This window comes from Thioalkalivibrio sp. ALRh (assembly GCF_000381425.1).
In the GTDB taxonomy this organism is placed as follows: domain Bacteria; phylum Pseudomonadota; class Gammaproteobacteria; order Ectothiorhodospirales; family Ectothiorhodospiraceae; genus Thioalkalivibrio.
In genome coordinates, this window is the sequence record NZ_KB906519.1 from 1,174,066 (window position 1) to 1,186,800 (window position 12,735).

At 65.9% G+C, this 12,735-nt stretch carries 15 protein-coding genes; all 15 read left to right on the forward strand.

Going from position 1 to position 12,735, the window contains the following annotated elements; translation table 11 throughout:
• Nucleotides 1–130: 130 nt before the first annotated feature.
• Nucleotides 131–271, forward strand: coding sequence for a 50S ribosomal protein L34 (gene rpmH / locus F791_RS0105630; RefSeq protein WP_012983964.1), 141 nt, complete (start codon nt 131–133; stop codon nt 269–271).
• 22 nt (nt 272–293) lie between these two features.
• On the forward strand, nt 294–644 hold the full coding sequence (gene rnpA / locus F791_RS0105635; protein ID WP_012983963.1) for a ribonuclease P protein component: 351 nt from the start codon (nt 294–296) through the stop codon (nt 642–644).
• Complete coding sequence (gene yidD / locus F791_RS0105640; RefSeq protein WP_012983962.1) at nt 641–898, forward strand: membrane protein insertion efficiency factor YidD; 258 nt, start codon at nt 641–643, stop codon at nt 896–898. Before rnpA ends, yidD begins: the two co-directional genes overlap by 4 nt.
• 8 nt (nt 899–906) lie before the next feature.
• A complete protein-coding gene (gene yidC, locus F791_RS0105645) occupies nt 907–2,610 on the forward strand; it encodes a membrane protein insertase YidC (protein ID WP_018649132.1) in 1,704 nt (567 codons plus the stop codon).
• A gap of 7 nt (nt 2,611–2,617) precedes the next feature.
• Nucleotides 2,618–3,931 carry a tRNA uridine-5-carboxymethylaminomethyl(34) synthesis GTPase MnmE gene (gene mnmE, locus F791_RS0105650; protein WP_018139743.1) on the forward strand — a complete coding sequence of 438 codons (1,314 nt, stop codon included), beginning with the start codon at nt 2,618–2,620 and terminating at the stop codon, nt 3,929–3,931.
• Nucleotides 3,932–4,042: 111 nt separating this feature from the next.
• Nucleotides 4,043–5,917: a tRNA uridine-5-carboxymethylaminomethyl(34) synthesis enzyme MnmG gene (mnmG, locus tag F791_RS0105655; RefSeq protein ID WP_019592295.1), complete on the forward strand. Its 1,875-nt coding sequence runs from the start codon at nt 4,043–4,045 to the stop codon at nt 5,915–5,917.
• A complete protein-coding gene (gene rsmG / locus F791_RS0105660) occupies nt 5,907–6,536 on the forward strand; it encodes a 16S rRNA (guanine(527)-N(7))-methyltransferase RsmG (RefSeq protein WP_018993358.1) in 630 nt (209 codons plus the stop codon). The genes mnmG and rsmG overlap by 11 nt, the downstream gene beginning before the upstream one ends.
• On the forward strand, nt 6,533–7,288 hold the full coding sequence (locus F791_RS0105665; protein ID WP_018139740.1) for a ParA family protein: 756 nt from the start codon (nt 6,533–6,535) through the stop codon (nt 7,286–7,288). Before rsmG ends, F791_RS0105665 begins: the two co-directional genes overlap by 4 nt.
• Nucleotides 7,289–7,586: 298 nt before the next feature.
• Nucleotides 7,587–8,429, forward strand: a complete 843-nt coding sequence (locus tag F791_RS0105670) for a ParB/RepB/Spo0J family partition protein (RefSeq protein ID WP_019592296.1) — start codon at nt 7,587–7,589, stop codon at nt 8,427–8,429.
• 132 nt (nt 8,430–8,561) lie between these two features.
• The gene (locus F791_RS0105675) at nt 8,562–8,948 is read left to right on the forward strand and encodes an ATP synthase subunit I (RefSeq protein WP_012983955.1); all 387 of its coding nucleotides are present in this window, start codon (nt 8,562–8,564) and stop codon (nt 8,946–8,948) included.
• A 31-nt stretch (nt 8,949–8,979) separates the two neighbouring features.
• Entirely contained in the window at nt 8,980–9,822 is an 843-nt protein-coding gene (atpB, locus tag F791_RS0105680; RefSeq protein WP_018139738.1) for a F0F1 ATP synthase subunit A, read from the forward strand.
• 51 nt (nt 9,823–9,873) lie between these two features.
• Entirely contained in the window at nt 9,874–10,110 is a 237-nt protein-coding gene (gene atpE / locus F791_RS0105685; RefSeq protein ID WP_012983953.1) for a F0F1 ATP synthase subunit C, read from the forward strand.
• Nucleotides 10,111–10,163: 53 nt separating this feature from the next.
• Nucleotides 10,164–10,634: a F0F1 ATP synthase subunit B gene (locus tag F791_RS0105690; protein ID WP_012983952.1), complete on the forward strand. Its 471-nt coding sequence runs from the start codon at nt 10,164–10,166 to the stop codon at nt 10,632–10,634.
• Between the two features lie 9 nt (nt 10,635–10,643).
• Entirely contained in the window at nt 10,644–11,180 is a 537-nt protein-coding gene (locus tag F791_RS0105695) for a F0F1 ATP synthase subunit delta (RefSeq protein WP_012983951.1), read from the forward strand.
• A 13-nt stretch (nt 11,181–11,193) separates the two neighbouring features.
• The gene (gene atpA / locus F791_RS0105700) at nt 11,194–12,735 is read left to right on the forward strand and encodes a F0F1 ATP synthase subunit alpha (RefSeq protein ID WP_018139737.1); all 1,542 of its coding nucleotides are present in this window, start codon (nt 11,194–11,196) and stop codon (nt 12,733–12,735) included.

Sequence of the window (12,735 nt, forward strand, 5' to 3'; positions counted from 1 at the left end):
AGGGTTCGGGGGCCCCTGAGTCTACGCCGATGGTGACCCCGTGCGCTAGCCAAGTCTCGCCCGCTGATTGACTTCGCGCACGGTTGACGGTAGTTTTCTCCGCCCTTTATCCCATTGTCCGAGATTCGTCATGAAGCGCACCTTTCAACCGAGTCGGCTTGTCCGCGCCCGTACCCACGGCTTCCGTGCCCGCATGGCCACCCGTGGCGGTCGCAAGGTCCTGAACGCCCGTCGCGCCAAAGGCCGCAAGCGTCTCTGCCCGACCAACTGATCGCGCTGTCCGGCTGGCCATCATGACCGCCGGGGCGCAGGGCTTCCCGCGCCAGGCGCGTTTGCTGGTCGGTGCTGATTACCGGCACGTCTTCGCCGACGCGCGTCCGATCCGTGGCCGCTATTTGACGCTGCTGTACCGTGCCCGCGAGGGCGGCGGCGAGCCCCGGTTGGGGCTCGCGATCGCCAAGCGCCATGTGCGCAACGCCACGGATCGCAACCGGGTCAAGCGCATCGTGCGCGAGGCCTTCCGCCAACGCCGCGCGGCGCTGCCACCGGTGGACCTGATTGTCCTGGCCCGCGCCGGTGCGGGCACCTGTGACCGACGGGCCCTGCGCTCGGAGATGGAAACGCTGCTGGATCGCCTGCAATGACCCTTGTACGCAAGATTGCCCTGTTGCCGGTTCGGGCCTATCAGTACGGCATCTCCCCGTTCATGGCGCCGCATTGCCGGCATTACCCGACGTGCTCGGCCTACACCGTCGAGGCGGTGGAAAAACACGGCGTCACACGCGGCTTCTGGCTCGGACTGCGGCGCATTCTGCGTTGCCACCCGTGGTCCCCCGGGGGCTATGACCCCGTGCCGGAACCCCATCTGTCCGCCCACTCGCATCGATCCCGGAAATAGTCGCGCTCATGGATAACTTGCGTCCCCTTTTGTGGCTCAGCCTGGCCTTTGTCCTGTTCCTGATGTGGCAGGCCTGGAACCAGGACTACGGCACCCCTGCCCAGCCGGAAACGGCCGAGCAAGAGGCGGAGGATCCCGATGCCCGCCCGGAGGATGTCCCCGACGCGCCCCAGTTCGAGGACGAGGACGATCCACGTGCCGCCGCGGATGTGTCCGAGATCAGCCCGATCCAGGAGCCGGATCGTCGCCAGTTCACCGTCCGCACCGACAAGCACGAGCTGCTGATCGACACCCGTGGCGGCACCATCCTGCGCGCAGACCTGCTGCAGTATCCGCGCGATCTGCAGGATGACCCGCTGGTTCCGGTTCGCCTGTTTGACCACCGCGTGCGCGGCTACGTGGCTCAGAGTGGCCTGACGCACGACCGCGTCAACGACCGCGCGATGGAGGGGCGGGCCCCCTCGCACCACGCCAATTTCGAGGTTGACGGCGACCACTTCGAGATGGCCGAGGGCGACGATACCCTTCAGGTCCCGATGCGCTGGGTCTCGGACGATGGCGAGATCGAGGTCATCAAGACCTACACCTTTACCCGCGGGACTCATCTGATCGAGGTGGGTTACGAGGTCCGCAACCAGGGCGATTCCACCTGGAGTGGGCGCCAGTATCGACAGTTGCGCCACGGGCCGACCCCGGACCGCGAGTCCTGGTGGTTGTATACGTTCACGGGGGCCGCGTATTTCGACGGCAGTTACCAGCGGGAGCGTTTCGAGTCGCTCGCCGACGACCCCATCCAGCAACGCCTGCATGGCGGCTGGGTCGCGATGATCCAGCACTATTTCGTCTCTGCCTGGGTCCCGGGCGATGACGAGGTGAACGCGCTGTATGCCCGCGCCGTGCCTGGCGAGGTTGGCGAGGAATACCTGATCGGCCTGCACTCGGCCGAGCCCCTGACCGTGCGCCCGGGCGAGAGCGGGCAGCTTCAGACCCGACTGTGGGTTGGGCCGAAGCTCCAGGACGAGCTTTCCCAGATCGCCCAGGGCCTGGAACTGACCGTCGACTACGGGATGTTCACCTTCCTGGCCAAGCCGCTGTTCTGGCTGCTGGATCTGATCCACAGCGTCGTCGGTAACTGGGGCTGGTCGATCGTGCTGCTCACCATCCTGATCAAGCTCGCGTTCTTCAAGCTGTCCGCCACCAGCTATCGCTCGATGGCGCGCATGCGCAAGGTTGCGCCCAAGCTGCAGGCCCTGAAGGAACGCTACAAGGACGACAAGCAGCGCATGAACCAGGCGCTGATGGAGTTGTACAAGAAGGAGAAGATCAACCCGCTGGGTGGCTGTCTCCCGATCCTGGTGCAGATCCCGGTGTTCATCGCCCTGTACTGGGTGTTGCTGGAGAGCGTGGAACTGCGTCAGGCCCCGTGGTGGCTGTGGATCCAGGATCTGTCCTCGCGTGATCCGTACTTCATCCTGCCGATCCTGATGGGCGTGTCCATGTTCGTGCAGTACAAGCTGAACCCGCCGCCGATGGACCCGGTGCAGCAGAAGATCTTCATGGCGCTGCCATTCGTGTTCACGATCTTCTTCGCCTTCTTCCCGGCGGGCCTGGTGCTGTACTGGTTCACCAACAACCTGTTCTCCATCGCCCAGCAGTGGTACATCACGCGCAAGATCGAGGGCGGCGAGGACCCGGACAAGCAGAAGAGCTGACCGGGCCGTGACCGTGGCGGATACCATCGTCGCGGTCGCCACCCCGCCGGGGGTCGGCGGCATTGGCGTGGTCCGTCTGTCGGGCCCCCAGTCGCTGGTGATCGCCCGGCGCCTGACCGGGCGCGACCGCCTGCGACCACGCCAAGCTCATTACGGCCGCCTCACTGATCCGGCCAGCGGCGAGACCATCGACGATGGCCTGATCCTCTATTTCCCCGCGCCCCATTCGTATACCGGTGAAGACGTGGTCGAACTGCAAGGCCACGGCAGCCCGGTGCTCCTGGAGGCGCTCGTCGCGGCGGCGGTCGGCCTCGGTGCGCGCCGCGCGCGGCCGGGCGAATTCACCGAACAGGCCTTTCTGAACGGCCGCCTCGACCTCGCGCAGGCCGAGGCCGTCGCCGATCTGATCCATGCCCAGACGGCCCAGGCCGCGCGCCTGGCCCGCTCCAGCCTCGACGGGGCGCTGGCCGCGGAGCTGGAGCCGGTCTCCCGGGCCATCCGCGACATGCGCGTGGTCATCGAGGCCGAGATCGACTTCGGCGAGACTGACCTCGAATCCGAGGCCGCCCCGGACATCGCCCGGCGGGCGGAGGTCCTGCACACGACCATCCTCGCGCTCCTCGAGCGCCTGCGCCCGGCCCGCTATTTCGCCCAGGGCCTGCGTCTGGCCCTGGTCGGTGCCCCCAATGTCGGCAAGTCCAGCCTGATGAATCGACTGGCCGAGAGCGAGGTGGCGATCGTCACCGACCGCCCCGGGACCACCCGGGACGTACTGCGCTCGCCGATCGCCATCCACGGGATCCCGGTGGAACTGATCGACACCGCCGGGCTGCACGCCAGCGACGACCCTGTGGAAAAGATCGGGATGCAGCGCGCCCGCGAGGCTGCGACCGGGGCCGACCTGATCCTGGACCTTCGGGATCTGACCCGGCCGGAGGCCGTCCCCGAGCTGGAGGCCCCGCCCGAGATCCCGCGGCTCACGGTCTGGAACAAGCAGGATTGCGTCGCGGATTCCCGATCTACAGAGGGGATCGTCATCTCGGCGCGCACCGGTGCGGGCATTGATGAACTCAAGCAGGCCATCGTCGAGCGGCTGGGTGCCAGCGAGGGCGGGCAGCAGCGCTTCAGCGTGCGTGCGCGCCACCTCGATGGCCTGCGCCTGGCGGCGCTGCATCTGGGCCGCATCGAGGCCAGCGCCGCGCCCGACCTGATCGCCGAGGAGCTGCGCCTGGCCGAAGCGGCGCTGGACGCCCTGCTGGGTCGCCAGGACCACGAGGCCCTGCTCGGCGAGATCTTCGCCGGTTTCTGCATCGGCAAGTGATGGCGTAGGGAAACATGGATCCCCATGCGGCCGCTTCGACGCCACCGCCACTCCTGCTAAACTGCTGATTTTACTTTTTCGGGCCGCCCAGCGGCCGGGTTTCAAGAGGTCATGGCAGAAGAATTTGATGTCATCGTGATTGGCGGCGGACACGCCGGCACCGAGGCCGCTCTGGCCGCGGCACGCGCGGGTGCGCGCACGCTGCTGCTGACCCATAACATCGAGACGATTGGCCAGATGAGCTGCAATCCGGCGATCGGCGGCATTGGCAAGGGCCACCTGGTCAAGGAGATCGATGCCCTGGGGGGCGTGATGGCGCGCGCGGCGGATGCCGCCGGCATCCATTTCCGCATCCTCAATAGGCGCAAGGGTCCGGCGGTGCGCGCGACCCGCGCCCAGTCCGACCGGCAGCTCTACCGCCAGGCCATTCGCCAGTTCGTGGAGGCCGAGCCCAATCTGCAGATCTTCCAGCAGCCGGTGGCCGACATCACCATGGACGGTGATCGTGTGACCGGTGTGGTCACCGAGGCGGGCCTTGCGTTCCAGGCCCGCGCCGTCGTGCTGACGGTGGGGACCTTCCTCAACGGCCAGATGCATACCGGGCTGACCCAGCAGCCGGGCGGGCGCGCGGGCGATCCGCCGAGCGTGCGCCTGGCCGCGCGCCTGCGCGATATGGCCTTTGCGGTCGGGCGCCTGAAGACCGGCACCCCGCCGCGCATCGACGGGCGCAGTGTCGACTTCTCGCGCCTCGAGGTGCAGCCGGGCGATGACCCGCGCCCGGTGTTCTCGTTCACCGGCTCGCCCGGCGACCACCCGGAACAGCGCCCCTGTCATATCGCGCGTACGAGCGAGCGGACCCATGACCTGATCCGCGCCAACCTCGATCAGGCGCCGATGTACTCCGGCCAGATCGACAGCACCGGACCGCGGTACTGCCCCTCGATCGAGGACAAGGTCGTGCGCTTTGCCGACAAGACCAGCCACCAGGTCTTCGTCGAGCCGGAGGGGCTGACCACCCACGAGCTCTACCCAAACGGCATCTCCACCTCCCTGCCCTATGCGATCCAGGTGCCGCTGGTGCAGAGCATCGAGGGCTTCGAGCACGCGCGCATTACCCGTCCGGGCTACGCGATCGAGTACGACTACTTCGACCCGCGCGGCCTGCGCCCATCGCTGGCCACGCGGGAGGTGGCCAATCTGTTCTTCGCCGGGCAGATCAACGGCACCACCGGATACGAAGAGGCCGCCGCCCAGGGCCTGGTCGCCGGACTGAATGCCGCCCGCCTGACCCGGGACGCCGAACCCTGGATCCCGCAGCGTTCCGAGGCCTATATCGGTGTGCTGATCGACGACCTGGTCACCCGCGGCACGCAGGAGCCCTACCGCATGTTCACGTCGCGCGCCGAGTACCGGCTGCTGTTGCGCGAGGACAACGCGGATCTGCGCCTGACCCCGGTCGGGCGCGAACATGGCCTGGTCGACGATGCCCGCTGGGCACGGTTCGAGCGCCGCGCCGCCGCGATCGAGTCGGAAATGAGCAGGCTTGCACAGACGCGACCGGACCGGGATCAGCGCAGCCGCCCGGCCCTGGTCGAGCTCCTCGGCAAGGCCCCGGAGCCGGATGCCACACTGCTCGACCTGCTGCGCCGACCGGAGGCCGACTATGACGCCCTGATGCAGGCACTCCCGGAACTGGATGCGGGCTGCACGCCGGACGTGCGCGAGCAGGCCGAGATTCAGGCCAGATACGCCGGGTACATCGAACGCCAGCAGGCCGAGGTCGCGCGCCAGGCGAAGGCCGAGCAGACGGCGCTGCCGGACAACCTCGACTACGCGCGGGTGCATGGTCTGTCCAACGAGATCCGCCAGAAACTCGCCGAATTCCGTCCGCACACGCTGGGTCAGGCCCAGCGCATCCCGGGCGTGACCCCGGCCGCGCTTTCGGCTCTGGCTGTTCACCTGAAGCAGCGCGCCAGTGGCGAGTAACGACTGGCGGGCGGCCCTGGGCGCCGTCGCCGACGAGTGGGCGCTGGACGCAGCCGCCATCGAGGCCCTGGCGATCTATCTCGAGCAGCTCGGGCGCTGGAACCGGGTGCACAACCTGACCGCCGTGCGCGATCCCGCGCAGTGGATCCCCCGTCACATCCTCGACAGCCTGACCCTGCGCCCGTATCTTCACGGGGACCGCATCCTGGATGTCGGGACGGGCGCCGGCCTGCCGGGCTTCGTGCTGGCCGCCTGCGAGCGCGAGCGCGATTTCTGCCTGCTGGACAGCGCGGCCAAGCGCATCCGCTTCCTGCGCAACGTGATCGGGCTGGCCGGGCTGACCCGGGTCGAGGCCGTGCATATGCGGATCGAGGATTTCGGACCCGCCGCGCCCTACACCACGGTCCTGGCGCGGGCATTCAAGGCACCGGCGGACATGGTCGCGCGCGTCGCACCGCAGGTGGCCACGGGCGGGCGGGTGCTGGCCATGCTCGGGCAGCGCTCGGTGGCGGACGCGCCGCTGCCCGCCCCGTGGTCGTACCGGGCTGTGGACCCGGTTACCATTCCCGGCGAGGCCGCCCAGCGGCACATCGCCATTATCGAGAGAGCCGAGACGTGACCGATACGCTGGCCATCACCAATCAGAAGGGCGGGGTGGGCAAGACCACGACCTGCGTGAATCTCGCCGCCTCGCTCGCCCGGCTGGGCAAGCGCGTGCTGGTCGTGGACCTGGACCCACAGGGGAATGCCACCACCGGTTCCGGCGTGGACAAGCACGCCGACGACCCGACCTCCTGCGAGGTGCTGCTGGGCCAGGCCACGGTTCCGGAGGCCGCTCACCGTGTGGAGGGCGGTTTCGATCTGGTGCCGGCGAACGGGGACCTGACCGTGGCCGAGGTGCGCCTGATGGATCAGGAGCGACGCGAATATCGGCTGCGCGACGCCCTGGGCCCGGTGGCCGCCGACTACGACCACATCCTGATCGACTGCCCGCCGTCGCTGAACCTGTTGACGGTCAACGGGCTGGTGGCCGCCGACGGGGTCGTGATCCCGATGCAGTGCGAGTACTACGCGCTCGAGGGCCTGACCGCGCTGATGCGCACGATCGAGAGCATCCAGAAGGGGCCCAACCCGCAGCTGCGCATCGCCGGGTTGCTGCGCACAATGTTTGACCCGCGCAACCGGCTGTCCGGTGACGTCTCCGACCAGCTCACCGGGCACTTCGGCGAACGCGTGTTCCGGACTGTGATCCCGCGCAACATCCGCCTGGCCGAGGCCCCCAGCTTTGGTCAGCCGGCCTTGTTGTATGATGCCTCCTCGCGCGGGGCGGTGGCCTACCTCGCGCTGGCCGGCGAGATGCTGCGCCGCTGATCGCGCCCAGGGAAACACTGATTAATGCACACGCTCGCGTTGGCACCCCAGGTTTTCCGAGACAAGGCGCGTCGTGCAGCGGGTAGTGGTTCTACCCGCAAGCGGCGCAACGCAGGATCGGGGAACCTGGGGTGCCAACCCCGAAGGGGCTCGGCCGCTTTTGCGCGCGCACGGCGTTGCGGCTCCCTTGTGCAGAATGACTGCACGGCAGTCACCGCGCCTTGTTCGCACGCAAAAGCGACTCGAGCGCGAGCGCGTGCATTAATCAGTGTTTCCCTAGACGAGCAGGACTGAAACGATGGCAAAACGTGGACTGGGCCGCGGGCTCGATGCCCTCCTGTCGGGGGCACAAAGCGGCGGCAACGAGAGTGACTCCCTGGCGCAGCTGCCGATCGAACAGATCCGCCGCGGTCAGTATCAGCCGCGCGTGCACATGTCCGAGCCCGCGCTCGCGGAGCTGGCCGAGTCGATTCGTGCCCAGGGCATTGTTCAGCCGGTTGTCGTGCGCCGGGTCGAGGGCGGCTTCGAACTGATTGCTGGCGAACGCCGCTGGCGAGCCGCCCAAATTGCGGGGCTGGAGAGCGTGCCGGCGGTGGTGCGCGACATCCCCGATCAGGCCGCGGCCGCGATGTCGCTGATCGAGAACATCCAGCGCGAGGACCTGAACCCGCTGGAAGAGGCGCAGGCCATCCGGCGCCTGATCGACGAATTCGAGATGACCCATCAGGCGGCGGCGGATGCGGTCGGCCGTTCGCGCACCTCCGTCACCAACCTGCTGCGTCTGCTGGAGTTGCACGACGTGGTCAAGGAACATGTGAACGAGGGCCGGCTGGAGATGGGCCATGCCCGCTCTCTGCTGGCCCTGCCGCTGGACGACCAGCCGGGGGTTGCCGCGACGGTCGTCAAGCGTGACATGACCGTCCGCGCCACCGAGCAACTGGTCAAGAAGGTCCTCTCGGCGCAGCCGGAGCCGCGCAAGGAGGCCGGCCCCTCGCCAGAGGTCCGGCAACTCGAAAGCCGCCTGTCTGATCGCCTCGGGGCCCCCGTCCAGGTCCGCTACAACCGCCAGGGCAAGGGCCGACTGGTCATCGAATACAACAGCCTCGACGAGCTCGACGGCATCCTCGAACACATCCATTAAAAAGCCCGTCTGCCTCGCCCAAAGCCTCTCCCCACGCCCCTTTGGCCACCCCATAACGGTTTGACCTAATAGAAGGGTGCTCTTATAATGCGCGCACTTTTTGGGAGAGGGGTGGGTGTGCCCATCCGCTGAATGACACCGCGACGCTTCAGACACGCCTTACAATCGATCGGTCTGCAGCTCGCCCTAACGCTGATACTGTCGGGCCTACTACTGGCCCTGTTCCCCCCGATCGTGGCGATCTCGGCCATGGTCGGCGGCTTGACCGCGACCCTCGGCAATGCCGTGGCCGCGGTCGTTGTGTTTCGAGCCTATCGCTCTGATCAGGTGGGCTCGCTCACGGCGCGAATGATGGGCGCCGAGCTGGGACGACTCGTAATCATCGCGGTGGCATTCGGGGTGGCGTTCGCTTACCTGGACGAGCCGAACTTGCTGGCTTTGTTCGGCATCTTCCTCCTGGTGCATCTGGCCCCGCTCTGGTGGCTGCACCGGGTTTCTGATCAAGCAATGACGAGATAACTGCATGGCTTCAGAAAGCGAACTGCCCACGATGGAAGAGCACATTGCTCACCATCTCACGAACCTCACCTTTGGGCTCCACCCCGAGAACGGGTTGAGCTTCGCCACGACCAGCACCCAGGCCGCCGAAATGGGCTTCTGGGCGATCCATGTCGACTCCATGCTGTGGTCGATTGGTCTTGGCCTCCTGTTTATCCTCACGTTTCGCGCTGCCGCCAAGAAGGTCACCGCTGGCGTCCCGGGTGGCTGGCAGAACTTTGTCGAAATGACGATGGACTTTGTTAACGACAACGTCCGTGGCTCGTTCAAGCACAAGAACGACATGGTCGCGCCACTCGCGCTGACCATCTTTGTCTGGATCTTCCTGCTCAACCTGATGGACCTGGTGCCGGTGGATCTGCTGCCGCACATCGCCTATCTGCTGGGTATCCCCTACTTCAAGATCGTGCCGACCACGGACATCAACGTGACCGCGGGTCTGGCGCTGGGCGTGTTCGTCCTGATCATCTACTACTCGCTGAAGATCAAGGGCCCGGTGGGCTTTATCAAGGAACTGACGGGCATCCCGTTCCAGACCAACATCGTGTTCCTGAAGCCGATCTTCTGGGTGATCAACTTCGCGCTGGAGTTCATCAACCTGCTGGCCAAGCCCGCATCGCTCGCCCTGCGACTGTTCGGCAACCTGTACGCGGCGGAGATGATCTTCATCCTGATCGGCGTTATGTACTCCGCGGGCCTGATCCTGGGTCTGGCCGGTGGTGTGCTGCATGTCGGCTGGGCGATCTTCCACATTCTCGTGGTGCCGCTGCAGGCCTTCATCTTCATGGTGCTGACCGTCGTCTATCTGGACATGGCGTACAGCGAAGACCACTGATTCGATTCACCTTCAAACTGACCGTTTCAACACTCGACTGGAGATACAAAAATGGAAATGGCTAACGCTCTGATCGTCCTGGCTGGCTCTCTGCTTCTGGGTCTGGCCGCTGTCGGCGCCGCCATCGGCGTGGGTACCCTGGGTGGTCGCTTCCTGGAAGGCGCCGCGCGTCAGCCGGAACTGATCCCGATGCTGCGTACTCAGTTCTTTATCGTGATGGGTCTGACCGACGCCGTGCCGATGATCGGCGTGGGTATCGGCCTGTACGTTCTGTTCGCCCTGGGTTAACAAGGCTGAGCGAGTCCCGAGGTCCCCTCCACTCGTCAACCTGAGGTAGCAGGATGAATATCAATCTGACCATCATCGGCCAGCTCCTGGCGTTTGCCGTATTCGTGTGGTTCACGATGCGCTACGTTTGGCCGCCCATGTCCGCCGCCCTGGAAGAGCGCCGCAAGAAGATTGCGGACGGCCTGGCCGCCGCCGAGCGTGGCGAAAAGGAACAGGAGCTCGCCCAGGAGCGCGCGACCGCGGTGATCAAGGAGGCCAAGCAGCAGGCCAACGAGATCATGGCCTCTGCGCAGAAGCGTGCGACAGAGCTGGTCGAGGAAAGCAAGACCACCGCGCGCGAGGAAGGCGAGCGTATCAAGGAACAGGCGCACTCCGAGATTGAGCAGGAGATCAACCGTGCGAAGGAAGAACTGCGCAAGCAGGTCTCCCAGCTGGCGGTTGCCGGTGCCGAGCAGATCCTGGCCAAGGAGATCGATGCCAAGGCCCACGGCGATCTGCTGAAGAAGCTCGCGGCCAAGCTCTAAGGAGACGTTATGTCAGACCTGATTTCGGTCGCCCGACCCTACGCCCGCGCCGCTTTCGAGCGGGCCCAGGAGAAAAACGATCTCGCTGGCTGGGCCGAGCAGCTCGAGTTGCTGGCGGCCATCGCCGCCGACTCGCAGATGCACAGTCTCCTCTCCAACCCGCGGCTCCCGCGTGCCGATCGCGCGCAGCTCGTGCTGGACGTGGCCGGCGACAAGGTCGGCCCCGAGGCCGGCAACCTGGTTCGGCTGCTGGCCGAAAATGGTCGCCTGCCCGCGCTGCCCGCCGTCTACGACGCGTTCTCCGCGATGAAGGCCGAGGCCGAAAAGCGCGTCCACGCCGACGTAATCGCCTTCCGCAAGCTCACGCAGGCGCAGGAGAAAGAGATCCACGATGCCCTGGCCAAAGGCCTGGGCTGCGAAGTCGATCTCGAGTGTTCAGTCGACAGCTCCCTGCTCGGCGGGGCCATCATCCGCGCCGGCGACCTGGTAATCGACGGCTCCGTGCGAGGCCAGCTGAACCGCCTGGCTGCCAATTTGAGTCGCTAAGAGGATATTTAACATGCAACTGAATCCCTCCGAGATCAGTGATCTGATCAAACAGCGCATCGAGAAATTCGATGCCTCCTCCGAGGCCGCCAACGAGGGCTCCGTGGTCAGCCTGACCGACGGTATCGCTCGCGTGCACGGCCTTGGCGATGTCATGCAGGGCGAAATGATCGAGTTCCCCGGCGACACCTTCGGCATGGCGCTCAACCTCGAGCGTGACTCTGTCGGCGTCGTGATCCTGGGTGACTACAAGCACATTAAAGAAGGCGATACCGCCAAGTGCACCGGTCGCATCCTTGAGGTGCCGGTGGGCGAGGGCCTGCTGGGCCGCGTGGTCGACTCCCTCGGCCGCCCGATCGACGGCAAGGGTCCGGTGGAAACCGGAGTCTCCAGCCCGATCGAGAAGATTGCCCCCGGTGTTATCGACCGGCAGTCGGTTGACCAGCCGCTGCAGTCCGGCATCAAGGCGATCGACGCGATGGTCCCCGTGGGCCGTGGCCAGCGCGAGCTGATCATCGGTGACCGCCAGACCGGTAAGACCGCGGTGGCGATCGACGCGATCATCAACCAGAAGGACTCCGGCGTTAAGTGTATCTACGTCGCCGTGGGTCAGAAGGCCTCGTCGGTTGCCTCTGTGGTGGCCAAGCTGGAAGAGGCCGGTGCGATGGATAACACCATCATTGTGGCCGCCAACGCCTCCGAGTCGGCCGCGATGCAGTTCATCGCCCCGTACGCCGGCTGCGCGATGGGCGAGTACTTCCGCGATCGTGGTGAAGACGCCCTGATCGTCTACGACGATCTGACCAAGCAGGCCTGGGCCTATCGTCAGGTGTCGCTGCTACTGCGTCGTCCGCCGGGCCGCGAAGCCTATCCGGGTGACGTCTTCTATCTGCACTCGCGCCTGCTGGAGCGCGCCTCCCGCGTGAACGCCGACTACGTCGAGCAGATGACCAACGGCGAAGTGAAGGGCCAGACCGGCTCGCTGACCGCGCTGCCGATCATCGAGACCCAGGCGGGCGACGTGTCCGCGTTCGTGCCGACCAACGTGATCTCGATCACCGACGGCCAGATCTTCCTCGAGACCGACCTGTTCAACTCGGGCATCCGCCCGGCGATCAACGCTGGTCTGTCGGTCTCCCGAGTCGGTGGGGCCGCGCAGACCAAGATCATCAAGAAGCTTGGTGGTGGTGTGCGTCTGGCGCTGGCGCAGTACCGTGAACTGGCGGCGTTCTCGCAGTTCGCCTCCGATCTCGACGAGCTGACCCGCAAGCAGCTTGACCGCGGCAAGCGCGTCACCGAACTGATGAAGCAGGGCCAGTACCAGCCGATGTCCATCGGCGAGATGGCGTTCTCGCTGTACGCCGCCAACGAGGGCTACCTCGATGACGTCGAGGCGGACAAGGTCGTGAGCTTCGAAAAGGAACTGATGGCCTACGCGCGTTCCTCGCAGAAGGAGCTCCTGGACGAAATCAACAGCTCTGGCGACTACAACGACTCCATCCAGGAAAAGCTGAAGAAGGCCCTGGAAGAGTTCAAGGCCAAGCACAGCTGGTAA